Genomic DNA, 26,065 nt, shown 5'->3' with positions numbered 1-26,065 from the left:
GCGAATGGGCGTCTTTATAGCTTGACGGTCGCTGTCGAGCAAATTACGTTATGCGTAATTGAATTACGATAAAAATAACCTGTGCGCCTGACGTTTCTTCGTGGAACGACGAGGTCGTACCCAGTCCTGTGTTCAGGAGGCTCCATGACCCTCGATTCCACAGTGTCGGACCTGGCCTATCAGTCAGGCTTTGGCAATGAATTTGCCAGCGAGGCGCTGCCCGGCGCCTTGCCCGTTGGCCAGAACTCCCCGCAAAAAGCCCCTTACGGTCTCTATGCCGAATTATTCTCCGGCACTGCCTTCACCATGGTTCGCAGCGAAGCGCGGCGGACCTGGATGTATCGCATCCGGCCGTCGGCCAATCATCCGGCCTTCGTCAAGCTTGAACATCAGATAGCGGGCGGTCCTCTGGGTGAGGTCACGCCCAATCGCCTGCGCTGGAACCCGTTGGATATTCCTGCCGAGCCAACCGATTTCATCGATGGACTGGTGCGCATGGCGGCCAATGCCGGCTCGGACAAACCGGCCGGTATCAGCGTCTACCATTACCGCGCCAACCGTTCCATGGAACGGGTGTTCTTCAACGCTGACGGGGAATGGCTGATCGTGCCGCAGCTGGGACGGCTGCGGATCGCCACCGAGCTGGGCGTGCTGGAACTGGCGCCGCTGGAAATTGCCGTGATCCCCCGGGGCCTGAAATTTCGCGTCGAGCTGCTTGATCCACAAGCCCGCGGCTATATCGCCGAAAACCATGGCGCGCCGTTGCGCCTGCCGGACCTTGGGCCGATCGGCAGCAACGGCCTGGCCAACCCGCGGGATTTCCTGGCGCCGGTCGCTCATTACGAAAACCTCGCCCGACCGACTGCGCTGGTGCAGAAATTCCTCGGTGAGTTGTGGGGTTGCGAGCTGGATCATTCGCCCTTCGATGTGGTGGCCTGGCATGGCAACAACGTGCCTTACAAATATGACCTGCGCCGTTTCAACACCATCGGTACGGTCAGCTTCGACCACCCGGACCCGTCGATCTTCACCGTATTGACCTCACCCACCAGCGTCCACGGCCTGGCCAATCTCGATTTCGTGATCTTCCCGCCGCGCTGGATGGTCGCGGAAAACACCTTCCGTCCGCCGTGGTTCCATCGCAACCTGATGAATGAATTCATGGGCCTGATCCAGGGCGCCTACGATGCCAAGGCCGAAGGTTTCCTGCCCGGCGGCGCCTCCTTGCACAGTTGCATGAGTGCCCATGGCCCGGACGGCGAGACCTGCACCAAGGCGATCAACGCCGAGCTGACGCCTGCGAAAATCGACAACACCATGGCCTTCATGTTCGAAACCAGCCAGGTCCTGCGCCCGAGCCGTTTCGCCCTGGACTGCCCACAATTGCAAACTGACTACGACGCCTGCTGGGCCTCGCTGCCGGTCACGTTCGACCCGACCCGGAGATAACCCATGACTCAACTTTCCCCTGCCCGTAGCTGGGTCGCCTCCGCCAACGGCCATGCCGACTTCCCGCTGCAGAACCTGCCGCTGGGCATCTTCAGTATCGATGACGGTGCTCCCCGTAGCGGCGTGGCGATTGGTGAGCAGATTTTCGATTTGCAGGCCGCGTTGCAGGCGGGCTTGTTTGACGGCGCGGCGCGCGAAGCCGTCGAAGCCATGAAGGACGGCCAGTTGAATGCATTCTTCGACCTCGGCCGCAGCGCTCGGGTGGCCCTGCGTGAACGCTTGCTGGAGCTGCTGCGCGAAGACAGCTCGCTGCGGGGCAAGATCGAAGCCCAGGGCGCGAAACTGCTGGTCCGCGCAGCCGACTGCCAGATGCATTTGCCGGCCAGGATCAATGACTACACCGACTTCTACGTCGGTATCGAACACGCGCAAAACGTCGGCAAGTTGTTCCGCCCCGACAATCCGCTGTTGCCCAACTACAAGTACGTCCCCATCGGTTATCACGGTCGCGCCTCGACCATTCGCCCGTCCGGTACCGACGTGCGTCGCCCCAAGGGTCAGACGCTGCCCGCCGGCCAGACCGAGCCGACCTTCGGCCCGTGCGCGCGACTGGACTATGAGCTGGAACTGGGCATCTGGATCGGCAAGGGCAACGCCTTGGGCGAACCCATCGCCATCGGTGATGCTGCCGAGCACATTGGCGGTTTCTGCCTGCTCAACGACTGGTCGGCCCGGGATATCCAGGCCTGGGAATACCAGCCGCTGGGGCCCTTTCTGTCCAAAAGCTTCCTGACCAGTATCTCGCCATGGGTGGTGACGGCCGAAGCCCTTGAACCGTTCCGTCGCCCACAACCGGCGCGTCCGGCAGGCGATCCGCAGCCGTTGCCATATCTGCTGGACAAGCGTGACCAGGCCGGTGGGGCCTTCGACATTGAACTGGAAGTCCTGCTGCTGACCGAAGCCATGCGCGAGCAGAACCTGCCGGCCCATCGCCTGACGTTGAGCAACACCCAGTACATGTACTGGACCGTAGCGCAGATGGTCGCCCACCACAGCGTCAATGGTTGCCAGTTGCAGGCCGGTGACCTGTTCGGTTCGGGCACCTTGTCGGGGCCTGAGAGCGGTCAGTTCGGCAGCCTGCTGGAGATTACCGAGGGCGGTAAAAAGCCAATCGAGCTGGCCTCTGGCGAAGTGCGCAAATTCCTTGAGGACGGTGACGAGATCATCCTGCGGGCCCGTTGCCACCGCGAAGGTGTTGCGTCCATCGGCTTTGGCGAATGCCGGGGCAAGATCCTGCCGGCGCGGTGAGGGACAGGGCATGGAACTCTACACCTACTACCGCTCCACTTCGTCCTACCGGGTGCGCATTGCCCTGGCGCTCAAGGGCCTGGATTACCAGGCCCTGCCGGTCAACCTGATCGCTGCGCCTGGGGGCGAACATCGTCAGCCGGCCTATCTGGCGATCAACCCTCAGGGCCGGGTTCCGGCGCTGCGTACCGACGAAGGCGCGTTGCTGGTGCAGTCACCCGCCATCATCGAGTACCTGGAGGAGCGTTATCCACAGGTGCCGTTGCTCAGCGCCGACCTGACGGTTCGGGCTCATGAGCGAGGCGTCGCGGCATTGATCGGTTGCGATATTCATCCGCTGCACAACGTCAGCGTACTCAACCAGCTGCGGCAGTGGGGCCACGATGAAACGCAGGTGGCGCAGTGGATCGGGCATTGGATCAGCCAGGGACTGGCGGCGGTGGAACAGTTGATTGGGGATGACGGCTACTGCTTCGGTGCAGCACCCGGGGTCGCGGACGTGTATCTGATCCCGCAGGTATACGCGGCAGAACGGTTCAATGTCTCCCTGGAGGCGTATCCACGGATCCGTCGCGTTGCGGCGTTGGCGGCTGCGCATCCAGCGTTTCAACAGGCGCGTCCGGCAAATCAGCCTGATACACCTTGAGCCCCCTGTGGGAGCGAACCTGTTCGCGATGGCGGTGGTTGAGCTTACAAACATGTTGTCTGACACACCGCTATCGCGAGCAGGCTCGCTCCCACCGAAGGAGAGGGGGCGAGCCGTTGGGTTACCACCTCGTCATCCGCGATCTACACCTGCTCAATGCACAATTGAATTGGGCGGCAGATGCCCCAGCCGTTCCGTCAGCCGGATTCGCTGGATCGGGTCTTCGCTGAGCATCAGCGCGTGCTCCAAGTCGAATCGTTCGGCGTTGGGACAGTCGAGCCGTTGGTACAGGCTGGCGCGGGCCAGGTAATCGGCGGCGCTGGCGTTGCCCAGTTCAAGCACCCGCTCGGCGTCGATCAGTGCAGCAATGTAGTCGTCGTTGGTCAGATGCAATTGGCGAAGATTGCGCGACAGCCGCTGGAGCATCTGCATGGGCTCGGCACTGACCAGGTGCTCGGCTTTGAGGGGCATGTTGGCGCCGTATTGGCGTTGCAGCAGTTCCCGACAGTCGTTGGGGTACAACCGGCGTCCGCCACACGGGTCGAGCAGATGATCGGCACCGGGGACCCGCAACAGGAAGTGACCGGGGAAATTGACACCGACCATCGGAATCTCCAGGCCACGAGCCAGCTCCAGGGCGATCAGGCCGAGGGCCAGGGGCTGTCCACGTTTGCGCGTCAGCACCTTGTCGAGCAACGCGGCCCGTGGGCGCAGGGGCGTGAAATCGTCCTGGGCGAATCCAAGGTCATTGAGGCGGCGCAGCAAGGGTTGGCCCAGTTCGCTGACGGGCAGCATCGGCAGGTCATGGCTGACACGCTGTTGCAGATCCTTGAAATCGTTCAGCAACGCCGGTACGTCCACTTCGCGATCATGTTCGGCAGCAATCCACAACGCTGCTTCGAACAGCGCCGGTGGGGAGCGGTGCAGGCAATCAAAAAAGGCTTGGCGCGGTGTCATCACAGTCTCCGGGCTATGCCTCGTTTTTAGCTCTGCTGCGGGCTTTCGTCCAGTCTCGTCCGGGGAAGGAATCAAGTTATGCCCAAAAGACTGGCCGTCCGGTCGACTTATTCCGGCGCGCTCCAGCAAATTTTGAGCGCACGCCTATACTGGCGGAACAAACAAAAGTGATTCGGGAGCCTGTCGATGTTTGCTCTCATGCAAAGCTCCCGCCTTGAATCGCTGCACCTGAGCGTAGACCCGGCCACCGGGTTGAAGGCGGTGATTGCCATTCATTGCAGCCGTCCTGGGCCTGCTCTGGGTGGATGTCGTTATCTGTCCTACCCCGACGATGAAAGTGCCGTGGTCGACGCCGTGCGCCTGGCCCAAGGCATGAGCTACAAGGCCGCACTGGCCGGCTTGCCGGTGGGCGGCGGCGTGGCCGTGATCATGCGTCCGGCCCATGTCGAAAGTCGGGCTGCGTTGTTTGAGGCATTTGGGCGCTGCATCGAGCAATTGGATGGCCGCTATATCACCGCCATCGACAGCGGCACCTCGGTGGCGGACATGGACTGCATCGCCCAACAGACCCGTCATGTGACCAGCACCACGGCTTCGGGAGACCCAGCGCCTCACGCGGCGATGGGGGTATTCGCCGGCATCCGTGCCACGGCCATGGCCCGCCTGGGCAGCGATAACCTGGAAAGCCTGCGGGTAGCGATCCAGGGCCTGGGCAATGTCGGTTTCGCCCTGGCCGAACAGTTGCACGCCGCAGGCGCCGAACTGTTGGTCAGCGACATTGACCCTGGCAAGGTTCAACTGGCGATGGAGCAACTGGGCGCGCATCCGATCGCCAACGATGCACTGCTCAGTACCCCGTGCGACATCCTCGCCCCCTGTGGCCTGGGCGGGGTGCTCAATAGCCAGAGCGTGGCGCAACTACGCTGCTCGGCGGTTGCCGGGTCGGCCCATAACCAGTTGAGCAACCTGCAGGTGGCCGATCAATTGGAACGGCGTGGGATCCTCTATGCGCCGGATTATGTGATCAACTCCGGAGGCCTGATCTATGTCGCCTTGAAGCATCGCGGCGAAGAGCTGTCGACGATCACCGCGCATTTGTCGAAGATCGGCGCCCGGCTTACGGAAGTCTTTGCCCACGCCCAGGCAGAAAAACGCTCACCGGCCAGGGTGGCCGATGAATTGGCAGAGCGTTTGTTGTACCGATAAAAAAGATCGCAGCTTTCGGCAGCTCCTTGGTGGATTCCATGGAGCTGCCGAAGGCTGCGATCTTTTCAAGGCTTATTCAGCAGGGGCATTGAGCAGTTCGGACAAGGCGTCCGGTTGACTCTTGAACGCCTTGGCGAACACATCGCGATTTTTCGCCATGTAGATGCCGGCTTCCTCAACCTGTTTCTCGCTCAGCGAGGGAACGGCTTTTTGCAACACTTCTGCCAGCAATTCGGCGAGTTCCAGCATTTTGTCATGACGGTCAGCTTCGGCTTTATCCATGAACAAGCGCTCCAGATCTCGGCTGCTGCGGTATACCACTTCGACGGCCATTCACCACCTCACATGCCTTCACATTGGTTATCTTTGTGACTACTGTATTTATATACAGCCAAAAGGATAAGCGAATCCCTTCCCTTTGGATAGTGGCTTTTTAATGTAGACGTATTTGCACATTTGTCGCGAGCGCTGGTGTGTGAGCCAGCCTGCTCACGACAGGGCGGCATCAACATCGCAAAAGTGTCGGGTTGCGGCCCATCGCCATCTCACCCTCAGCCGCTGGCCTTTTTTCTGCATGCAGAACAACCGTCACGTCCAACCCGCATCATCCGGTCGAGTCGACCTAAGGAAACTACATCGTGAAAATCAACTGGGCCGAGAACCTGCGCCAGAACGTACATCAGTTGGCCGAATCCCTAGGCAATCTGTTCGTCGAGACGTTCCATTACCTGGCACTGTTTGCCATCGGAGCGGTGACCGCCTGGGCGGCGGTGATGGAGTTTTTGCAGATGCTCGAGCAGGGGCACATCAAGATCGATGACATCCTGCTGCTGTTCATCTATCTGGAATTGGGAGCGATGGTCGGGATCTACTTCAAGACCAACCACATGCCGGTGCGGTTCCTGATCTACGTGGCGATCACGGCGCTGACGCGCTTGTTGATTTCCAACGTCTCCCACCACAGTCCGCCTGACCTGGGCATCATCTACTTGTGCGGCGGCATCTTGCTGCTGGCGTTCGCGATCCTGGTGGTGCGTTACGCTTCCTCACAGTTCCCTTCGGTGAAAATCGAGCACCCGCACCGCAAGGTTGGCGCGGGTTCCAGCGAGCACGCCGAAGTGGAGAAGGGCGAGATCTAGAAACCGGCGGGGGCGGATGTCGCGCCCTGCGTCTGCGGTGGTGGCAGCTTGACGTTGTCACCGCCGGTCATGGCTTCGAGGATCGCCACAGCGCTGTGGCCCTGCTCGATGGCGATGCCGAACTGGATGCTCTGGACCAGGCGCCGCAGGCGTTCCGGGTCATTGCGTTGCTGGGCGCTGATCATGCGCTTGGCGACGATGCGCCCGGCCTTGGAGAGGGTCAGCATGATGCTGCCGTCCAGGCCCTGGATGCTCAGATTGATTTGATACTGCGGCGCAAAAGCGTCGGTAATGAGCTGAAAAGGGTTGTCCATGATGCGTCACCGCCTGATTGAACGTGCAGTTGTTGACCGGCCGTGATCGGGATTAGTTCGCGATACCGGACCACCGGCCATTCCATGATCGTGCTTCATCCAGAGCCAGGCAGAGGCTGGATCGGAAGATCCCAACCTGCGACCGCTCCAGCAGAGAGGTAGCAAGGGGCATGCCGGAAAAACTGTCGGACAATGATCACGGCGCATAGGCGCTGAAGGCCTTGGCATGCGGCCCGGGAGGCTGCCCGTTTCTGTGCAGGAATGGGCGAATGGTCGTTGACGGTGCAGGGTGAGCGCAGAATTTTCGTGGGGTAAGCAAGGCGAGGCAACTCCCGACATTAACAGCGCTTTTGTCCGTTGTCCGGCTTTATTTGCGTATGAATATTTATCTTTTCGAAGGGGTTGAATTGTTCTGCCGCCAGCCCGACTCTGTATTCAAGGGGTCGTCGCGCTACCGTCGATTGGCCCCTGGCGAGCTAGCCGAAATAAGGGATGAACTATGCAAATCCAAGTCAACAGCGATAACCATATTCAAAGCAGCATCCGACTGGAGGAGTGGGTACGTACTACCATCGAAAGCACGCTCGAACGTTATGAAGAAGACCTGACACGGGTCGAGGTCCATTTGCGGGACGAGAACGGCGACAAGCCCGGTCCCCATGACTTGCGTTGTCAGCTGGAAGCACGGCCAAAGGGTCTGCAACCGGTCTCGGTGACACACAAGGCCGATACGCTGGAATTGGCCATCGAAGGGGCGGCCACCAAGCTTGAACATGCCCTGGAGCATCTGTTCGGCAAACTGCGCGTCAAACGCGCCACCGCTGAGAAGCCGACCGAGTCGGTGGCCTTGGCCGATGCGATGCTGGAAGAAGAATTCCTGGAGAACGAACGGGCTGCACTCAACGGCTGAGCCCGATCATTTAAAATTACCCACCGAACAGACGGGCCTGCAATCGCAGGCCCGTCTTGTTTCAGCGATCCATCGCAGCCCCTGATCAGAACGCCCCGGACGTCTGCACATACAGCGTGCGCGGTTCCCCTACGTATTTGCCCCGGTTGTTATCGTCGAACGAGCGGGTGAAATACTGGGTATTGAAGATGTTCTTCACACCCACCGCCACGTTCAGGTCCGACAGTTGCGGGCCGAAATCATAGGCGGCGCGGCTGCTGAACAGCATATAGCCAGGGATATTGCCGGTACTGCCGTCGGCGCTTTCGGCGCGGGTATTGGCGTTGTCGGCAAACTGCGCGCTCTGATAGGTGCTGTCCAGGTTCAATTTCCACGGCCCGTCCGTGTAACCCACGCCCAGTGTGCCTTTGTGCTTGGAAGAAAATGGCACGCGGTTGCCTTTGTTCGGTCCGTCTTCCCGAATGGTGGCATCGACGAAGGCATACGTGGCATATACGTCAAAACCGGCCAGCGCCGGACTCAGGCCGTCGAGGGCGTAGTTGATGCTGGTTTCGATGCCCTGGTGGCGGGTTTCGCCACGGGCAATCACCGAATCGTTGGTTTGGTTGCTTTCGTATTGGTTGTCGAAGTTGATCAGGAACGCACCGATCTCCGCCCGCAGGTTGCCATTGTCATAGCGGGTTCCAAGTTCCCAGGTGCGGGCTTTCTCCGGTTTCACTTCACCGCTGCTCACACGGTTGGGCATCTGGCTGTACTGCACACTGCCGAATGAACCTTCGGTATTGGCATACAGATTCCATTCATCGGTCAGGTGGTACAGCACATTCAGCGCTGGCAGGGCGGTGTTGTAGTCGCCCTTGTATTTCACGTTGGTCAGATTGTTTGTCTGCTGCGATTCGATCATTTCGTAACGAATACCGGGCGTGATCGTCCATTTGCCAATATCGATCCGATCATCGATGAAAATTGCATTGGCTTCGGTTCCACCCCGTGTATCGCGGTCGTTTCGGCTGGAGGTTGTCGGCAAATCGTTGCTGGCGATCGGCGTGCGATAGCGCAGTTCATGGCCGGCCTCGTTGATGTAGCGATAGCCGACGCCGACTTCGTGGCTGGTCGGCCCGAGGTCGAAACCTTGGGCAAAACGGGTTTCCAGGCCGCGTACCCAATATTCGCGAGGCGACAGGGACAGGAAGGTGCCCTGGTCCAGGTAGCCGCTGCGCAAAGTCTTGGTGAAAAACGTGCTGGCGGTAAATTCGCGTCGATCCTGCTGGTAGCGGTAGCCGAAGTTGACCAGGGTGCGACGGCCCCAGAAGCGGTCATTCTGACGGGTGGACTGATACGGGTTGGCGTCGTAGTCGGCCACATTCAGGCCGCCGGGCATGTCGGCCTCGCCTTCGTAGTATTGGGCCATGGCATTAAAACTGTTGGCCTCGTCCAGTTGGTAGTTGCCCTTGAGGATCAAGTCGTCGATTTGTGTGTCGCTGTGTTCGCGCCAGTCGCCGCCGCGAGTGCCGGAGTACAACAGGGCACCGCCAAGGCCGTTGTCGGCGGTGCCGCCGGCCAGCAGGTTGGCGGATGTCTTGAAGCCGTCGTGGCTGGAAGACGGGCTGGTCTCGGTCTGGAAGCCGCCCTTTACCGTCGGCGCCTCGGGAATCGCCCGCGTCACGAAGTTGACCACGCCACCGACGTTTTGCGGACCGTAGCGCACCGCGCCGCCTCCGCGCACGACATCCACCGCGTCCATGTTGCCCATGCTGACCGGCGCGAACGATAGCTGCGGTTGGCCGTAGGGTGCGAAAGGCACCGGGATGCCGTCCATCAGCACCGTGGAACGTGAGGCCAGGCGAGGATTGAGCCCGCGGATACCAAAGTTCAGCGCCATGTCATGGCTGCCGGTGCCGTTGTTTTCCGGTGCGTTGACGCCAGGAATGCGATTGAGCACATCCCGGGCCTGGGTCGCGCCCTGGCGTTCGAACGCCTCACGACGGATGACGTCTCGGGCACCGGCGTGTTCGAAGACATTGGTCGGCGCGGCATCGCCGAGCCAGTCACCGACCACGGTGGTGGTGCCGATGTCCAGCGCGGTGCTGGCGGCCGGTTGCAGGCTGAAGGCGTTGTCTGCCTCAGGGCGGGCTTGCAGGCCTGTGCCTTCGAGCAGCGCGCTCAGCCCTTGCTCTGGGCTGTAGCTGCCTTCCAGGCCCCGACTTTGCAGGCCTGCGGTCGTCTGTGAGCTGAAGGAAATCAACACCCCAGCCTCGCGTCCGAATTGATTGAGGGCATTTTCCAGTGACGACGGCGCGATGTGATAGGGCTTGGCATCTGCAGCCTGTACGCAAGGCAGTACGACGAAACTCAAGCTGGCCCCCAGGAGCAATTGACGCACGGTACGGGCGAGCGGGGTGAGACGGGTGGGTTGTTGCGGCATGGATGAGAATCCCGAGAAGGTTGTATCGAAGTGCTTTCCTTCTCTGTCACCCCAGGTGTGGAAAACGGCTCACTGGTGCATCACTTTTTTTCAGCTGGGGTGGCCGTGGTTCAGGCTCGAGCTTCGACCGAGATCCAATAGCGGGTGAAACGACGCACTTTTACCGGCAGGCTGACTTCCAGCAGATCGAGGATTCGCTCGCTGTCGTCCAGCGGATAGGTTCCAGAGATCAGAAGGTTGGCGACCGCCTCGTCGCAGTGCAATTGGCCACGTCGGTAGCGGCCTAGCTCGTCGAGAAAGTCTGCCAGGCGCATGTGCGCCGCTACCAGCATGCCCTCTGTCCAGGCGCCGCTGTTGGCATCCAGGGCCGTGGCGGGCCCGGCGCCGTTGATGCCAAGGCTCAGTTGCCGTGACGTCGCCAGCAACAACGCCGGGCCGTGTCGGCTACGAATGTCCACCTGGCCTTCAAACACCGCCACCTGGGTGTGGTCCGGATACTCGCGTACGTTGAACCGGGCGTTGCGGCTTTCCAGCAGGCCATGGGCGGTCAGCACTTGCAGGGGCCTTGGGTCGCGGGCAGCGGTCAATAACAGTTCCCCCTCCAGCAGGTGGATCAAGCGGCGTTGAGCGTCGAAGCGAACGTCTACCGCACTGCCGCTGTTGAGCTGCAACTGGCTGCCGTCATCCAGCGTCAGACGACGCCGTTCGCCTACCGGGCTGCGAAAATCGGCCATCAATGGGGGTAGCAGTTGGCGTTCACGCAGGCTCCAGGTCAACGCTGAACCGGCCCCAAGCACCAACAACATTTTGAGCGCTCGACGCCGCGCAGCGGACTTCGGTGCATTGAGGGCCGCATGGGCCAACGGAGAGGGCACGCTGCGCAGCCGCTGATTGACCCGCTGGATATGCTCCCAGGCGCGGCGATGTTCGTTGTGAGCATTGAGCCATTGCTCCCAGGCTTTCTGCCGGCGAGTATCGAGTGGGCCTTGCTGCATTTCCAAAAGCCAGTGCACGGCCTGTTCGGCCACTTTCGCACTGACATCTGGTGCGCTGTTCATCGCTGGGGTCATAAGGCGAAGTAGCAGCGCATCGCTGCCTTGTTCAAATGACGCTTGACCGTCGCCAATGAAATTCCCAGTTCACGGGCTATTTCGTTGTAGGTCAGGCCATCGACCTGGGCCAGCAGAAACGCCTGCTTGACCGCTCGCGGCAAACCATCGAGCAGTTGGTCCAGTTCCATCAGGCTTTGCAGGATGATTGCCCGTTCTTCCTCCGACGGCACCACCTGCTCCGGCAGTTGGGCGAGGGTATCGAGGTAGGCGCGCTCAAGGTCCTGGCGTCGGTAGTGGTTGAACAGTACGCGCTTGGCAATGGTCGTAAGAAACGCCCGGGGTTCCAGGACAGGCTGCGGGTCGCGCGCAGTCAGTACGCGCATGAACGTGTCCTGGGCCAGGTCGGCGGCACTGTCGGGGCAGCCGAGTTTTCTTCGCAACCAGCCGTTAAGCCAAATGTGATGGGCGTTGTAGAGCACTTCGACGGTGTGTGCAGGCGGCAACGAGGAGCATCCCGACAGCGATGAGCTGTGCTAGAGAACAAGAATTGTTCGCATTGTAGGGGCGCGGCGGTGGCTACGGCAATCGGGATCAGTACCTGCTTGTTTCATTTGACCGGGGCACGCTGATGCCTAGCGCAAAAACGCCTGTCGATACTCGCCGGGTGTCGCGCCGAGGGCCTGCCGGAAACGATTCGTAAAATGGCTGGCGCTGGCGAACCCGCAGGCCAACGCGACCTCACCCAGCGGTTTTGACGTGCTGCGCAGCCAGTGCCGCGCGTGGGCCAGACGTCGTGCCAGTACGTATTGATGGGGCGGCAGGCCGAAGCTTTCGCGGAACATCCGGGCAAAGTGGTATTCGGACAGCGCACACAGCGCCGCCAGTTGGCCGAGGCTGATGGCGTCGGCCAGATGGCTGTCGATGTAGTCCACCAGCATTCGCCGCTGGTGAGCGGCCAGCCCGCCCTTGAGGCGAAGCCCCTGGCGCTGGCCGACCTGGCTCAATAGCAGATGGTTGAGCAAGTCATGGGCCAGGCTGGTGGTCAGAAGGCGTTCACCGGGCTCATCCCAGTTCAGGGCGATCAACTGGCGAAAGCGCTGTGCCTGTTGCGGGTCGTCGAGAAAGGTGGCTTCGCGCAGTTGCACTTGCCGCGGCTCGCGATCCAGTAGCGTGACGCAACCGATGGCGAATTGCTCAGGGCTGAAGTACAGGTGCGCGAGGCGAATGTCGCCATTGATGACCCAGGCCGATTCATGCCCGGCCGGAAGGACGCAGAGTTTGCCGGGTGCCCCGGTGGTGTCGGGGCGTTCGCGGCGAAACGTGCCGGTACCACCGGCGATGTAGCACGACAGCGTGTGGTGAGTCGGCGCCTCGTAGTCTTGGGCGTCGTGATGGTTGCTCCACAAAGCGGCCGCCATGCCGTCTCCAAGCTCGGCACTGTGCTCAAGGCGAGCATTGGGCGAACTGTTGAGGGCTTGAAAGACTTGCAGGGTTTGCAGTGTGGGCATGATCGGGTCTCTCCAACGCCTTGCATCCTACTCCGTCGGTCGGCTCATGCCAGCCTGCAAAGCGACAAAACCGCAAGTTTACGCAAGCGCCCGGTGGCGGGCGGCGCAACACTGGCGGTCATTGTCAGGAGTTGCCGTTATGAACCTCTCGTTGTATCTACTTACCGTGCTCATCTGGGGCACCACCTGGATTGCGCTGAAATTGCAGTTGGGCGTGGTCGCCATCCCCGTGTCGATTGTCTATCGCTTCGGCCTGGCGGCGCTGATTCTGTTTGTGATGCTCTTGCTCAGCCGACGTCTGCAAGCCATGAACCGGCGCGGTCATTTGATTTGCGTGGCCCAGGGCCTGTGCCTGTTTTGCATCAACTTCATGTGTTTCCTCACTGCCAGCCAATGGATTCCCAGCGGGTTGGTCGCGGTGGTGTTCTCTACCGCCACGCTCTGGAATGCCCTCAATGCCCGCGTGTTCTTCGGCCAAAGGATCGCCCGCAACGTCTTGCTGGGCGGCGCCTTGGGCTTGCTGGGGCTGGCGCTGCTGTTCTGGCCGGAGCTGGCGGGTCATAGCGCAAGCCCGCAAACGCTGCTCGGGTTGGCCTTGGCGCTGCTGGGAACCTTGTGCTTTTCGGCGGGTAACATGCTCTCGAGCTTGCAACAGAAGGCCGGTCTCAAACCGTTGACCACCAACGCCTGGGGTATGGCTTATGGTGCGGCGATGCTGGCGGTGTGGTGCCTCTTCAAAGGCATTCCGTTCGATATGGAATGGAACGCGCGCTATGTCGGCTCGCTGTTGTACCTGGTGATCCCAGGTTCAGTGATCGGCTTCACCGCCTACCTGACGCTGGTGGGGCGCATGGGGCCGGAGCGGGCGGCGTATTGCACGGTGCTGTTTCCGGTGGTGGCGTTGAACGTCTCGGCGTTGGTCGAGGGCTACCAATGGACGGCGCCGGCCCTGCTCGGGCTGGTGCTGGTGATGTTGGGGAATGTGCTGGTGTTTCGCAAACCCCGGCCCGTGGCGACGCAAGCCGCCCTGGGCGCACGCTGAGCCAGGGGATGGCAGGCCCGGACCCGGCGCCTGCCCGATGGTTTACTTCCAGACTTGCGGGTTGACCAGGTTCTTCGGTCGCTCGCCCAGCAAAGCGCTGCGCAAGTTTTCCACGGCAAGATTGGCCATGGCTTCCCGGGTTTCGTGGGTGGCCGAGCCGATATGGGGCAGGGTTACGGCGTTTTTCAGCTGGAACAGCGGCGATTCGGCCAATGGTTCTTTCTCGTAAACGTCCAGCCCGGCGCCGCGGATGCGGTTGTTCTGCAAGGCTTCGATCAGCGCCGGCTCATCCACCACCGGGCCGCGGGAAATATTGACCAGAATGGCACTCGGTTTCATCAGGGCCAGTTCACGCTGGCCAATCAGGTGGCGGGTCTTCTCACTCAATGGCACCACGAGGCAAACAAAGTCCGCTTCGGCGAGCAACTGATCCAGCTCGCGAAATTGTGCGCCCAACTGATCTTCCAGTTCGGTCTTGCGGCTGTTGCCGCTGTAGAGAATCGGCATGTTGAACCCCAGCCGGCCACGCCGGGCAATGGCGGCGCCGATGTTGCCCATGCCGACAATCCCCAGGGTCTTGCCGTGCACGTCAGTGCCGAACAGCTGAGGGCCGACCGTCGCCTGCCATTGGCCGGCCTTGGTCCAGGCGTCCAGTTCAGCGACGCGCCGGGCGCTGCTCATCAGCAGGGCGAAGGCCAGGTCAGCGGTGCTTTCGGTGAGCACGTCAGGGGTGTTGGTGAGCATGATTCCACGCTCATTGAAGTAGGCCAGGTCATAGTTGTCGTAACCCACCGACACGCTGGACACCACTTGCAGATTCGCGGCGCTCTGCAGTTGTTCGCGGCCGAGCTTGCGTCCGACACCGATCAGGCCATGCACGTGGGGCAAGGCTTCGTTGAACTGTGCATTGATGTCGCCGTTCGACGGATTGGGCACGATCACGTCGAAATCCTGTTGCAGTCGTTCGACCATCTTGGGTGTGACACGGCTGAAGGCAAGTACGGTTTTTTTCATCGCAGAAGGCTCATCAGGCAAGGAATACCAAGCACGCTAACATTCTGGATGTGGGTTAGGCGAGAGGGGAGCGTCGATTGAGGCGAGTCAGTGGCAGGAATGGAGTACTTATGGGCAGTACCTATGGGGGAGCATCTATGTTGGATGTGGGAGCGAGCCTGCTCTCGATGACGGCGGCACATCCACCATCACTGCAAACTGATCCACCGCTATCGCGAGCAGGCTCGCTCCCACAAGGGATTTCTATTTCATCCCTGGGGTGTTTACGCCGCCCGCAGCGAAATAAACGCGTAGTTGACCGGTGCCTCAGTGGCAACCCGTGCTCCACTGGCCAGGACCTGGCAGGCCACGTCATCACCGGACAAATGGAACTGCCATTCACTGGCCGCTTGCTCCAGTGGCTGCAAACGGACCTGATCAATGACTGCGGCGAATGCGCTCATGTCCGGCAGGTACGCGGTAAACCCGTCGCCCTTCAGCGCGGTGGTGAGGATGCCCAGCGAAGCGCAGATGCGCTCCTTGATCCGGATTTCCTCGCGATCGGCCTGACGTGAGCGTTCGATCAACTGCGCCAGTTCCCTGTCGACCAGTTCACCGCCGAGTATCAGTTGCGGTCCGGTCTCCCACGACTCTGGCGGGCATTCCTTTACGGCAATGTTGAGCGGGATGTGCGGGTTGATTTCCATCGGATAGATACGGCACACCAAGGGGCGGCGCTCGTAGATGCGGCACAGGTTTTCTTCGTCAAGATTGCGGCAGCGCCCGGCGTTATAGGCGGCGAAGGTGATTGCCACCAAGGCCTCGGTGGTGCCGCTGTGGACCCGCGCCGAACGGCGCTCAGCGTGTTCGCGTTGCGCCGCCGGCAGGCCGAGGCCGTTGGGCAGGAAGGCTTCCACCAGGACAATCACCTGGCCGCCGTCGTCAGCCCACATCCGGGCCTCGTCGAGGGTCAGGGGGACATGGTGATCGGTGCAGCATTTGCCACAGCCTACGCAGGAAAACGTTGTGTTCATTGAGCGCCCGGTCAAAAGCTGGAAGGCGGCGACAGAAAAACGCCGCGATTAACCGATGCGAAGCAAGTTGTGCGCCATCACCGGCTGTTGTCGGCGGGGCGGATGGAGTCCCACTCGGTCACGTAGGCGGTCTTGGATTTCTTGCGGTAAAGGCACAGCTCGGTGCCCGTCGCGCCTTTCATGTGTTTCTGCGGATACTGGCCTTGCAGCAACAGCGCGGTATAACCCACCCGGTCATCGAACTGCGCGGCAGTGCCCACAGGCTCGGCGTTCTTCAAGCCGCTGGCCTTGATGCAACTGGCAAGCACGGTTTTGTCATGGGTGGCCCAGGCTTCTGGGCTGGAGGCGTGGGCCTGGGCGGCGAGGGCCGTGAAGCCCAAAAACATGAGTGCGTGGATTTTCATCAGCAAGATCCTTGTTCTGGGAAGCCAGGACAGGAGTATGCCTGAGGTGCCGGGATGATCATTCCCCTATACGCATGGGAATGATCATCAGGCATGACTCAGTGGCCTTGCTCGGCAACCGCCTTGGCGGCCGTGATCAGGCACTTGGTCAGCTCCGGTGAGGAGAACTTGGTCAGCACGCCATTGGCCCCGGATAGCCGAGCCTTCTCGCTGTTCATGGCGCTGTCCAGCGAGGTGTGCAGCAACACATAGAGGTGGGCGAAGTCCGGCGTTTCCCGCAGGGTCCGGGTAAGGGCGTAGCCGTCCATCTCCGACATTTCGATGTCGGAAACGATCAGGTTGATCTGCTGTGCAGTGCCTTGCAGGTCCAGCAGGCATTCGATGGCTTCCTTGGCGCTGCGAGCGGTGTGGCATTGCAGCCCGAGGTTGCGCAAGGTGTGTACCGATTGTTGCAACGCCACCTGACTGTCATCGACCACCAGGATCCGCGCGTTGCCCAGGACTTCGGCGTCTTCCATGCTCAGCTCGGTGGGCGCCGTTTCAATCTGCGCCGGGGCGATACCGTGGATGACTTTTTCGATGTCCAGCACCTGCACCAGCGTGCCATCCACCGACGTCACGCCAGTGATGAAGGCGCGTACGCCGCCTGAGCCGAAAGGCGGGGGTTTGATGTCGGTGGTCAGGCAATGCACGATCTTGCTCACCGCCTGCACATGCAGACCCTGTTTGGATCGACTCACATCGGTGACGATCAGGCAGCCGCCATCCGGATCTTCCAGAGGGCGTTCGCCGATGGCGCGGCTCAGGTCGATCACCGACAACGAGGCCCCGCGCAGGGTGGCGATGCCTTTGACGTGCGGGTGCGACTCCGGCAGTTTGGTCAACGGCGGGCAGGGAATGATTTCGCTGACTTTGAGCAGGTTGATTGCCATCAGCTTGCCGCTGCGCAAGGTAAACAGCAGAAGCGAAAGTGAGTCTGCGCGGGCTTTGTTGGAAGACATAAAAACCTTCTGTGGAAAAAGGTGGGGCGAGCGTGAAGAACGCCAAAACAGCTTTTGATATTGGGTTATCGACCCGATGGGGGCTGGCTTTAGGGCGAAACCCACAGACAATCGATTTCAGCTCAGTGGCCTGGGAATGCATACGCTATGGTCAGGCGATAAATGCCCTCGCCGCATGGGGCGTCGGTGGTACAGAAGGTTTATTTGAGTCCCAACCGCTTGGCCATCCGCCCCAGGTTTGCCCGATCCAGACCCAGTTCCCGAGCGGCGCTGGCCCAGTTGTGCTGATGCCGTTCCAGGCAGGCGATGATCAGCTTGCGTTGAAAATCGTCCATGGCTTCACGCAAGTCCCCCGTGACCCCCTCCAGGGCAGGTGCGGGGCTGGCGGATGAAGGTGGCGGGTGTTCTTCCGGGCTGCGGGGCAAGTCCAGGTCCTGGGCGCTGAGGCTGAGGATCTTTGGCCGCACCGGACACCGGCCCAAGGCTTTCAAGGCGCTTCGGCCGATCAGGTGCTCCAGTTCACGTACGTTCCCCGGCCAGTCATACGCCAGCAATGCGGCCTGGGCGTCACTGGTCAGGCGCAGGCTGCCCAGGCCCATGCGCGAACGGTTCTGCTCCAGGAAAAACCCGCTGAGCAGCAGCACATCGCGCCCACGATCCCGTAGTGCCGGCACCAGCAACGGGTACACGCTCAGGCGATGATAGAAGTCGGCCCGATATCGCCCGTTGCGCACTTCTTCGGCCAGATCGCGATTGGTGGCCGCAATCAGGCGTACATCGACCCGATGTTCCTTGTCCGAGCCCAGCCGTTGCAACTGGCCGCTCTGCAACACTCGCAGTAGCTTGGCCTGCACGGTCAAGGACAACTCGCCCACTTCATCGAGGAACAACGTGCCGCCATCGGCCAGTTCGAATTTGCCGCGCCGGTCGTTCGTGGCCCCTGTGAAGGCGCCGCGTACGTGGCCGAAGAGTTCGCTTTCCACCAGGGTATCCGGCAGTGCGGCGCAATTTAGGCTGATAAGCGGCTGCTCGGCGCGCTTGGAGGCCGCGTGTATGGCTTGGGCGACCAGCTCCTTGCCAACCCCGGTTTCACCAGTGATCAGCACCGTCAGGTCGCTGCCCCCCACCAGGTTGATTTCTTCCACTAATCGCTTGTGGGCCTTGCTCTGGCCGACCATGTCGCGAGGTAGCTGGCCGCTGGCCTGGCGGTAGACCTCGGCGCGGCGATGTTCGTCTTCGGCTTTCAAGGCCAGCCGATCAATGCGTTCGGCTGCGCTGACGGTGGCGGCGGCCAGGCTGGCAAAGGCCTGCAAGGCGCTCAGGTCGATCGGCTCGAAGCGTTCGGGGTTCAGCGCGTCGAGGGTCAGCAGGCCCCACGGTTGCTCGTCGACGAACAGTGGGCAGCCCATGCAGTCGTGGACCTCCAAGTGCTCCTCCAGACCTTCGACCAATCCGTCGTACGGGTCGGGCAGGTCACTGTCGGCGGCAAAGCGAGTGGGCTGCGGGCTGGCCAGCAGTGCCTGGAAGCGGGGGTGTTCGCTAATCCGGAAGCGTCTGCCCAGGGTATCGGTACTCAAGCCATCCACCGCCAGCGGCACCAGACAGTCTCCGTCCAGGCGCAACAGCGCGGCGGCGTCGCAGGGCAACAGGGCTCGCAGCGCGCCAAGCAGGCGACGATAGCGCTCGCCTTCCGGCAACTCGCGGGAGAGGTCGGCCACCAGCGGAAGCAGCGAGGTCAGCAGGGAGGTTGCGGTCATAATGACTCCATGTGGTCCTAATGACTATAAGATGCCATATGTCTTTATGACTACTTGATTCGTAAGCAATTGAAAATGTTCAATAATTTTTATGGCATGAAACCTGATAGGCATAGGTATCAGTTTTTCGTAATACGCCAGGAGTCACCTTATGCTCAGCCGAGAAGAACGCGCCATCATCCGCTCCACCGTGCCCTTGCTTGAAAGCGGTGGTGAAGCGCTCATTACTCACTTTTATCGCATGATGCTGTCCGAATACCCGCAAGTGCGCCCGTTGTTCAACCAGGCTCACCAGGCCAGCGGTGATCAGCCCCGTGCCCTGGCCAACGGCGTATTGATGTACGCCCGGCACATTGACCAGCTCGATCAGTTGGGCGACCTGGTGGCCAAAATCGTCAACAAGCACGTCGCCCTGCAAATCCTGCCGGAACATTACCCCATTGTGGGGGCCTGCCTGTTGCGGGCGATCGCCGAGGTGCTGGGTGAAGAGATCGCCACGCCGCAAGTGATTGCCGCGTGGGGCGCTGCCTATAACCAGTTGGCCGATATCCTGATCGGTGCCGAAACCGGCATGTACGAGCAGAAAGCCGCAGCGCCGGGCGGCTGGCGGGGCGAGCGTGAGTTCATCCTGGCAGCCAGGGTGCAGGAGAGCTCGGAAATCACTTCGTTCTACTTCGAACCGGCGGACAAGGGCGCGATCCTGGTGGCGGAACCAGGCCAGTACATCGGCATGAAGCTGGTGTTGGATGGCGAGGAGATGCGCCGCAATTATTCTCTGTCGGCCCTGGCGGACAACGGTCAGTATCGCATCAGCGTCAAGCGCGAGCCGGGCGGGCGCGTGTCCAACCACCTGCACCATCATTTCCCGATCGGCAGCAGCATCCAGTTGTTTCCACCGTCAGGGGACTTCTTCCTGACCCAGAGCGACAAACCGCTGGTGCTGATCAGCGGCGGCGTCGGCATCACCCCGACCCTGGCGATGTTGCAGGCCGCACTGCAAACCGAGCGGCCGGTACATTTTATTCACTGTGCACGTAACGGCGGCGCGCACGCGTTTCGTGACTGGATCGATGACCTGGCCCAGCGGCATCCACAACTCAAGCGCTTCTATTGCTACGACGAAGATGACGGCTTGAGCCCGGCAGCTGACAAGGTCGGCTTGTTGAGCCAGGAACAACTGGCGCAATGGTTGCCGCAGCAGCGTGACCTGGATGCCTACTTCCTGGGGCCCAAAGGCTTCATGGCCGCCGTCAAGCGCCACCTCAAGGCACTGGGCGTGCCGGACGGGCAAAGCCGCTACGAATTCTTCGGCCCGGCGGCGGCGCTGGAGTAACGGCGGGGCGAGCCGGGGTGATCCGGGTCGTCTGCATCGCGAGCAGGCTCGCTCCCACAATGGATTTGCGGCGGGCACGATTGGGTGATCAACGCAAAGACAACTGTGGGAGCGAGCCTGCTCGCGATAGCGGCGCCATGTTCACCCCATCCCGCCTGACTTCTCCAAGCAAAATTAATCCGTACTTAACCTCCCTCCTGTTTATTCCCCTCAATGTGGGCGGCAGCCGCTCGTTCTCTGTCATGGTCAGCGTGTAGACTTTGGCCATCCGACAGTGCGCCGGGTTTCTCCAGGCTGCGCGTCGATCCAATGCATACAAAGGGAAACGCAATGAATGAGCAAATGCTGCGCTTAGGCCGTGAACGGCGCTATCTGGTGCTGTTGGGGCTGATCTGTCTGGCGCTGATCGGCGGTGCGCTGTACATGCAGGTGGCGCTCGGCGAGGCGCCGTGCCCGCTATGCATCCTGCAGCGGTATGCATTGTTGCTGATCGCTATTTTCGCCTTCATTGGCGCGGCCATGCGTACCCGTCGCAGCCTGACGGTTTTCGAAGGCCTGGTGGTGCTCAGTGCCCTGGCCGGTGCGGCGGTAGCGGGGCATCACGTGTACACCCAGTTCTTCCCTGCGGTCAGCTGTGGCGTCGACGTGCTGCAACCGATTGTCGATGACCTCCCGCTGGCGAAGATCTTCCCGTTGGGCTTCCAGGTCGACGGCTTTTGCTCCACCCCGTATCCGCCGATCCTGGGCTTGTCCCTGGCACAATGGGCACTGGTGGCGTTCGTCCTCACGGCGATCCTGGTGCCGTTGCTGGTGTCGCGCAATCGCAAACAACTGCCCTAAAGCGCCTCAATCAGACGCCCCGGTTTTCTGTAGGAAGCCGGGGCGTTTTGCGTTTCAGTCTTACTGCGTGCCAGCCTTGATCCGAGACAATAATGAGCCGCGACAGCGTGCGACACGTTGTCACACATTTGCTGTCATCCGGCCACTTACTGCGCGAATAAGCACCTCGTTTTGCAATGAAAAATCAGCCGTTGCAGGCTCCATCCGGCTAACTGCCTCCCCCCGTAGCAGGCATTTCTAACAATCGGGCGTCTTGCCGCTCAGCCCCCGAATGACGGGGGCTCTACGGGCGTAAAAACTCTCTTTAATCAGCGCAAGCTGTCTAAATCGGGCGTAGTAGACCTACGTTTTCTGGGGTTCTTGTTGAGAATGAATTTCGATAAGATGCCGGCTTGTTTCGAATTCTGCGAAAGATTGTTGCTCGATTTGATGAAAATTATTTCAGGATAAGACATGGTCTCCGGCGCCTCAGCTCACTACAATCGCCCGCACCGAATTTCCGACCCGGCTCAAGCTTGAGCCCGTGAGGTGGTCGAAGGGCTCAAGGCCCCATGCGACCCCAGGTGTCGGTGCCTTCCAACTACCCGCACCAAATGGAATTGGGCTGTAACAAGGCCTTTGACCTACGAATTCGAATAAGAACTCACTGCTGGCCCGGGATGTGTCGAACAGCGTCTGACGCTGCGACGGTCAGCCCTTATTCAATCCAAGAAAAATGCCAACCCTTGGCAGGGTGAAGTGTTGGCGATCAAAACCCAACTGCATTGCGCAAGCTGCTTTAGAGGTCGTGAGATGAGTAAAAACAGGTACCCCCGATTACTAGGCTTGTTGCCTTTGCTCGGCACGTTGTTGCTGGGAGGCTGCAACATGACCTTGCTCGATCCCAAGGGTCAGGTCGGCCTGGATGAACGTAATCTGATCATCACCGCTACGCTGTTGATGTTGCTGGTCGTCGTGCCGGTTATCGTCATGACCTTCCTGTTCGCCTGGAAATACCGCGCGTCCAACACCAGTGCCACGTACACGCCCAAGTGGTCGCACTCGACCAAAATCGAAGTGGCGGTGTGGACTATTCCGGTACTGATCATCATTGCCCTGGGTTACATCACCTACAAGTCCACCCATGCCCTTGACCCGTATCGTCCGCTGGACTCCGACGTCAAGCCGATCACCATTGAAGTGGTCTCGATGGACTGGAAGTGGCTGTTCATCTATCCGGAACAAGGCATCGCCACGGTCAACAAGATCGTGTTCCCGGCCCACACGCCGATCAATTTCAAAGTCACCTCCGACACCGTGATGAACTCGTTCTTCATCCCGGGCCTGGGCGGCCAGATCTACGCGATGGCGGGCATGCAGACCAAGTTGCACCTGATCGCCAACCAGAACGCCGAACTCGACGGTATCTCCGCCAACTACAGCGGCGCGGGTTTCACCGGCATGAAGTTCAAAGCAATCGCCACGACCCAGGAAGAATTCGACGCCTGGGTCAACGATGTGAAGAAGGCACCTAAACAGCTTGAAAAAGCTGAATACGAAGCCCTTTCCAAACCGAGCCAGAACAACCCAGTCGAGCTCTACTCTTCGGTCACGCCGAACCTGTTCCAGACCATCATCGACAAGTATGAAGGGATGAACCCGGGCAAGCCGATGCACCACGAGAAGAACGAAAAGGAAGTGGCCCACAACATGGAAGGGATGGACATGAGTTCGCATTCAGCTGCCGGGGCAGAGGAGTAAACGATGTTTGGTAAATTAAGTTGGGAAGCGATCCCGTTCCACGAGCCGATTGTCATGGTGACCCTCGCCATCATCGCGCTCGGTGGTCTGGCGTTGTTCGCGGGGATTACCTACTTCAAGAAGTGGACCTACCTGTGGACCGAGTGGCTGACGTCGGTCGACCACAAGAAAATCGGCGTGATGTACATCATCGTCGCCATGATCATGCTGCTGCGCGGTTTTGCCGACGCCATCATGATGCGTACCCAGTTGGCCATGGCCACCGAGGGTTCGCCTGGCTACCTTCCGCCTGAACACTATGACCAGATCTTCACCGCCCACGGCGTGATCATGATCATCTTCATGGCGATGCCATTCTTCACCGGCCTGATGAACCTTGCAGTGCCGCTGCAGATCGGCGCGCGTGACGTGGCCTATCCGTTCCTGAACTCCTTGAGCTTCTGGCTGCTGGTTTCCGGTGTGGTACTGATCAACCTGTCCCTGGGCGTTGGCGAGTTTGCCAAGACCGGTTGGGTTGCCTATCCACCGTTGTCGGGACTGCAATACAGTCCGGGCGTGGGGATGGATTACTACATCTGGGCGCTACAGCTATCGGGACTTGGGACAACGCTAACGGGGGTCAACTTCCTGGCCACCGTGCTGAAGATGCGTACCCCGGGCATGAAGCTGATGGACATGCCGATCTTCACCTGGACCTGCACCTGGGCCAACGTCCTGATCGTCGCTTCGTTCCCGATCCTGACCGCTACCCTCGCTTTGCTGACGCTTGACCGCTACATGGATTTCCACATTTTCACCAATGAACTGGGTGGAAATCCGATGATGTACGTCAACCTGTTCTGGGCCTGGGGTCACCCCGAGGTGTACATCCTGATTCTGCCGGCGTTCGGGATTTTCTCCGAAGTCATCTCGACGTTCTCCGGCAAGAAGCTGTTCGGCCACCACTCGATGATCTACGCCAGCGGCGCGATCTCGGTGCTGGGTTTCATGGTCTGGCTGCACCACTTCTTCACCATGGGTTCGGGTGCCAGCGTCAACGCCTTCTTCGGTCTGGCGACGATGCTGATTTCGATCCCGACGGGTGTGAAGCTGTTCAACTGGCTGTTCACCATCTACCAGGGCCGTCTGCGTTTCACCAGCCACGTGCTGTGGACCCTGGGCTTCATGGTGACCTTCGCCATCGGCGGCATGACCGGCGTACTGCTGGCCATCCCGGGTGCGGACTTCGTGCTGCACAACAGCCTGTTCGTGATCGCGCATTTCCATAACGTGATCATCGGCGGCGCTGTATTCGGCTACATCGCCGGCTTCGCCTTCTACTTCCCAAAAGCGTTCGGCTTCAAGCTGCACGAGGGCTGGGGCAAGGCTGCATTCTGGTTCTGGATCTCGGGCTTCTTCGTCGCGTTCATGCCGCTCTATGCACTGGGCTTCATGGGCATGACCCGTCGTCTGAACGCCACCACCAACCCTGAGTGGGTGCCGTACCTGTACGTCGCCATGTTCGGCGCGGTGATGATCGCCGTGGGTATCGCCTGCCAGCTGATCCAGTTGTACGTCAGCGTGCGTGACCGCAAGAAGCCAGAGAACATGTGCGAGCACGGTGACCCGTGGAATGCCCATACCCTCGAATGGTCGACCTCGTCGCCTCCACCGTTTTACAACTTTGCCGTGCTGCCAAAAGCCGACGTCATCGACCCGTTCACCGAAGCCAAGGAAAACGGTACCGCGTACCAGACTCCGGCCAAGTACGCGCCGATCCACATGCCCAACAACACCGCGACCGGTGTGGTCATGGGTGCGCTGTTGACCGTGTTCGGTTTCGCGATGATCTGGCACATCTGGTGGCTGGCCATCGCCAGTCTGGTCGGCACCGTGGTGTATTTCACCATTCATGCCGCCCGTGACGATCAGGGCTACATGGTGCCGGTGGATGTCATCGAGCGCATCGAAGCCGAGCAGCACAAACGTCTGGTCGCGGCAGGGAAAGTCCCAGCCACCGCCACCCGTGTTGAAACCTCGTTGGAACAGGCTTAAACCATGTCGAACTTAGTGACCAATGTTGGACACGCCCATGGTCATGACCATGGGCACGATGACCATCACCACGACTCGGGCGAGATGACCGTATTCGGTTTCTGGCTCTACCTGATGACCGACTGCATTTTGTTTGCGTCGATCTTCGCGGTGTACGCGGTGCTGGTTAACAACGTCGCCGGTGGCCCGTCGGGCCACGACATCTTCGAGCTGCCGTATGTGCTGGGCGAAACCGCACTGTTGTTGTTCAGCTCGATCACCTACGGCTTCGCCATGCTGGCGTTGTTCAAGGGCAAGAAAACCCAGGTACTGGGCTGGCTGGCGATGACCTTCCTGCTGGGCGCCGGCTTTATCGCCATGGAGATCAACGAGTTCCACATCCTGATCGCCGAAGGCTACGGCCCTAGCCGCAGCGGCTTCCTGTCCGGGTTCTTCACCCTGGTCGGCACCCACGGTCTGCACGTGACCAGCGGCCTGATCTGGATGGCGATCATGATGTACCAGGTCCACAAAAACGGCCTGACCGCCACCAACAAGACGCGCCTGAGCTGCCTGAGCCTGTTCTGGCACTTCCTGGACGTGGTGTGGATCTGCGTATTCACCGTTGTTTATCTGATGGGGACCCTGTAAATGGCTAACGCACATTCCCACGATGGCCACGACGCCGGCCACGGCAGCGTCAAGTCCTACGCCATCGGTTTCATTCTGTCGGTGATCCTGACGGTTATTCCGTTTGGCCTGGTGATGTACCCGACGCTGCCGAAAAGTCTGACCCTGTGGATCATCCTGATCTTCGCCGTGGTCCAGGTACTGGTGCACCTGGTGTACTTCCTGCACCTGGACCGCTCCGCTGCCCAGCGTAACAACGTGGTCGCGTTTGTCTTTGCCGCGATCGTCATTGTCCTGCTGGTCGGCCTGTCGTTGTGGATCATGTTCAGCATCCACACCAACATGATGGCGCACTGAGGAAAGT

The 26,065-nt window shown here is 60.3% G+C and carries 25 protein-coding genes; 13 read left to right on the top strand and 12 right to left on the bottom strand.

Annotated elements, in window-relative coordinates:
• Nucleotides 1-144: 144 nt before the first annotated feature.
• The 3 genes from hmgA to maiA are packed head-to-tail and all read left to right on the top strand — an operon-like array spanning nucleotide 145 to nucleotide 3,403.
• Nucleotides 145-1,449, top strand: coding sequence for a homogentisate 1,2-dioxygenase (gene hmgA, locus GSM73_RS17825; RefSeq protein ID WP_076383582.1), 1,305 nt, complete (start codon nucleotides 145-147; stop codon nucleotides 1,447-1,449).
• Between the two features lie 3 nt (nucleotides 1,450-1,452).
• A complete protein-coding gene (gene fahA, locus GSM73_RS17820) occupies nucleotides 1,453-2,757 on the top strand; it encodes a fumarylacetoacetase (protein WP_076383583.1) in 1,305 nt (434 codons plus the stop codon).
• A gap of 10 nt (nucleotides 2,758-2,767) precedes the next feature.
• On the top strand, nucleotides 2,768-3,403 hold the full coding sequence (gene maiA / locus GSM73_RS17815; protein ID WP_160893388.1) for a maleylacetoacetate isomerase: 636 nt from the start codon (nucleotides 2,768-2,770) through the stop codon (nucleotides 3,401-3,403).
• Nucleotides 3,404-3,556: 153 nt separating this feature from the next.
• Here maiA and GSM73_RS17810 read toward each other — a convergent pair whose 3' ends face one another.
• Nucleotides 3,557-4,360 carry a SirB1 family protein gene (locus GSM73_RS17810; protein WP_076383584.1) on the bottom strand — a complete coding sequence of 268 codons (804 nt, stop codon included), beginning with the start codon at nucleotides 4,358-4,360 and terminating at the stop codon, nucleotides 3,557-3,559.
• Nucleotides 4,361-4,546: 186 nt separating this feature from the next.
• Here GSM73_RS17810 and GSM73_RS17805 point away from each other — a divergent pair, with 186 nt between their 5' ends.
• The gene (locus tag GSM73_RS17805) at nucleotides 4,547-5,566 is read left to right on the top strand and encodes a Glu/Leu/Phe/Val dehydrogenase dimerization domain-containing protein (protein ID WP_047228617.1); all 1,020 of its coding nucleotides are present in this window, start codon (nucleotides 4,547-4,549) and stop codon (nucleotides 5,564-5,566) included.
• Between the two features lie 72 nt (nucleotides 5,567-5,638).
• Here the strand turns inward: GSM73_RS17805 and GSM73_RS17800 are convergent, their stop codons facing one another.
• The gene (locus GSM73_RS17800) at nucleotides 5,639-5,899 is read right to left on the bottom strand and encodes a YebG family protein (protein ID WP_047228616.1); all 261 of its coding nucleotides are present in this window, start codon (nucleotides 5,897-5,899) and stop codon (nucleotides 5,639-5,641) included.
• 305 nt (nucleotides 5,900-6,204) lie between these two features.
• On the opposite strand from GSM73_RS17800, the gene GSM73_RS17795 reads away from it, so the two are divergent.
• Nucleotides 6,205-6,705, top strand: a complete 501-nt coding sequence (locus GSM73_RS17795) for a phosphate-starvation-inducible protein PsiE (protein ID WP_076383585.1) — start codon at nucleotides 6,205-6,207, stop codon at nucleotides 6,703-6,705.
• Here GSM73_RS17795 and GSM73_RS17790 read toward each other — a convergent pair.
• Nucleotides 6,702-7,019 carry a DUF3509 domain-containing protein gene (locus tag GSM73_RS17790; RefSeq protein WP_047228614.1) on the bottom strand — a complete coding sequence of 106 codons (318 nt, stop codon included), beginning with the start codon at nucleotides 7,017-7,019 and terminating at the stop codon, nucleotides 6,702-6,704. The two genes, GSM73_RS17795 and GSM73_RS17790, sit on opposite strands and share 4 nt — an antisense overlap.
• Nucleotides 7,020-7,518: 499 nt before the next feature.
• Between GSM73_RS17790 and GSM73_RS17785 the strand changes: the two genes are divergently transcribed.
• Nucleotides 7,519-7,929: an HPF/RaiA family ribosome-associated protein gene (locus tag GSM73_RS17785; RefSeq protein WP_047228613.1), complete on the top strand. Its 411-nt coding sequence runs from the start codon at nucleotides 7,519-7,521 to the stop codon at nucleotides 7,927-7,929.
• 85 nt (nucleotides 7,930-8,014) lie between these two features.
• On the opposite strand, the gene fecA is transcribed toward GSM73_RS17785, so the two are convergent.
• The 4 genes from fecA to GSM73_RS17765 form a co-directional block, all read right to left on the bottom strand.
• On the bottom strand, nucleotides 8,015-10,354 hold the full coding sequence (fecA, locus tag GSM73_RS17780; protein WP_160893386.1) for a TonB-dependent Fe(3+) dicitrate receptor FecA: 2,340 nt from the start codon (nucleotides 10,352-10,354) through the stop codon (nucleotides 8,015-8,017).
• Nucleotides 10,355-10,464: 110 nt separating this feature from the next.
• Nucleotides 10,465-11,412: a FecR domain-containing protein gene (locus tag GSM73_RS17775; protein ID WP_172833786.1), complete on the bottom strand. Its 948-nt coding sequence runs from the start codon at nucleotides 11,410-11,412 to the stop codon at nucleotides 10,465-10,467.
• An 8-nt stretch (nucleotides 11,413-11,420) separates the two neighbouring features.
• On the bottom strand, nucleotides 11,421-11,909 hold the full coding sequence (locus GSM73_RS17770; protein ID WP_160893384.1) for a sigma-70 family RNA polymerase sigma factor: 489 nt from the start codon (nucleotides 11,907-11,909) through the stop codon (nucleotides 11,421-11,423).
• Between the two features lie 129 nt (nucleotides 11,910-12,038).
• Entirely contained in the window at nucleotides 12,039-12,914 is an 876-nt protein-coding gene (locus GSM73_RS17765; protein WP_160893382.1) for a helix-turn-helix domain-containing protein, read from the bottom strand.
• Between the two features lie 139 nt (nucleotides 12,915-13,053).
• On the opposite strand from GSM73_RS17765, the gene GSM73_RS17760 reads away from it, so the two are divergent.
• Nucleotides 13,054-13,956, top strand: a complete 903-nt coding sequence (locus GSM73_RS17760) for a DMT family transporter (protein ID WP_107321893.1) — start codon at nucleotides 13,054-13,056, stop codon at nucleotides 13,954-13,956.
• Nucleotides 13,957-13,998: 42 nt separating this feature from the next.
• Here the strand turns inward: GSM73_RS17760 and GSM73_RS17755 are convergent, their stop codons facing one another.
• The 5 genes from GSM73_RS17755 to norR form a co-directional block, all read right to left on the bottom strand.
• Entirely contained in the window at nucleotides 13,999-14,970 is a 972-nt protein-coding gene (locus tag GSM73_RS17755) for a D-glycerate dehydrogenase (protein ID WP_160893380.1), read from the bottom strand.
• Between the two features lie 263 nt (nucleotides 14,971-15,233).
• Nucleotides 15,234-15,983: a YkgJ family cysteine cluster protein gene (locus GSM73_RS17750; RefSeq protein ID WP_107321895.1), complete on the bottom strand. Its 750-nt coding sequence runs from the start codon at nucleotides 15,981-15,983 to the stop codon at nucleotides 15,234-15,236.
• Nucleotides 15,984-16,060: 77 nt separating this feature from the next.
• Nucleotides 16,061-16,387 carry a hypothetical protein gene (locus GSM73_RS17745; RefSeq protein ID WP_076383591.1) on the bottom strand — a complete coding sequence of 109 codons (327 nt, stop codon included), beginning with the start codon at nucleotides 16,385-16,387 and terminating at the stop codon, nucleotides 16,061-16,063.
• Between the two features lie 98 nt (nucleotides 16,388-16,485).
• A complete protein-coding gene (locus tag GSM73_RS17740) occupies nucleotides 16,486-17,388 on the bottom strand; it encodes a chemotaxis protein CheV (protein WP_047228604.1) in 903 nt (300 codons plus the stop codon).
• A 200-nt stretch (nucleotides 17,389-17,588) separates the two neighbouring features.
• On the bottom strand, nucleotides 17,589-19,145 hold the full coding sequence (gene norR / locus GSM73_RS17735; protein WP_160893378.1) for a nitric oxide reductase transcriptional regulator NorR: 1,557 nt from the start codon (nucleotides 19,143-19,145) through the stop codon (nucleotides 17,589-17,591).
• Nucleotides 19,146-19,296: 151 nt separating this feature from the next.
• Here norR and hmpA point away from each other — a divergent pair, with 151 nt between their 5' ends.
• From hmpA to cyoD, 6 genes are all read left to right on the top strand, one after another.
• The gene (gene hmpA / locus GSM73_RS17730; RefSeq protein ID WP_160893376.1) at nucleotides 19,297-20,478 is read left to right on the top strand and encodes an NO-inducible flavohemoprotein; all 1,182 of its coding nucleotides are present in this window, start codon (nucleotides 19,297-19,299) and stop codon (nucleotides 20,476-20,478) included.
• A gap of 330 nt (nucleotides 20,479-20,808) precedes the next feature.
• On the top strand, nucleotides 20,809-21,318 hold the full coding sequence (locus tag GSM73_RS17725; protein ID WP_047228601.1) for a disulfide bond formation protein B: 510 nt from the start codon (nucleotides 20,809-20,811) through the stop codon (nucleotides 21,316-21,318).
• A gap of 792 nt (nucleotides 21,319-22,110) precedes the next feature.
• Nucleotides 22,111-23,058 (top strand): ubiquinol oxidase subunit II, encoded by a 948-nt coding sequence (gene cyoA, locus GSM73_RS17720; RefSeq protein WP_047228600.1) that lies wholly within the window; start codon nucleotides 22,111-22,113, stop codon nucleotides 23,056-23,058.
• A gap of 3 nt (nucleotides 23,059-23,061) precedes the next feature.
• Entirely contained in the window at nucleotides 23,062-25,092 is a 2,031-nt protein-coding gene (gene cyoB, locus GSM73_RS17715) for a cytochrome o ubiquinol oxidase subunit I (RefSeq protein WP_047228599.1), read from the top strand.
• Between the two features lie 3 nt (nucleotides 25,093-25,095).
• Nucleotides 25,096-25,722 carry a cytochrome o ubiquinol oxidase subunit III gene (locus GSM73_RS17710; RefSeq protein WP_047228598.1) on the top strand — a complete coding sequence of 209 codons (627 nt, stop codon included), beginning with the start codon at nucleotides 25,096-25,098 and terminating at the stop codon, nucleotides 25,720-25,722.
• The gene (gene cyoD, locus GSM73_RS17705; protein ID WP_025211927.1) at nucleotides 25,723-26,058 is read left to right on the top strand and encodes a cytochrome o ubiquinol oxidase subunit IV; all 336 of its coding nucleotides are present in this window, start codon (nucleotides 25,723-25,725) and stop codon (nucleotides 26,056-26,058) included.
• Nucleotides 26,059-26,065: the final 7 nt, after the last annotated feature.

Source organism: Pseudomonas sp. PICF6, assembly GCF_009831705.1.
Taxonomy (GTDB): Bacteria; Pseudomonadota; Gammaproteobacteria; order Pseudomonadales; family Pseudomonadaceae; genus Aquipseudomonas; species Aquipseudomonas rhizophila.
Note: the sequence above shows the minus strand (reverse complement) of the source record. Positions and strands in the feature narration are given on the sequence as shown.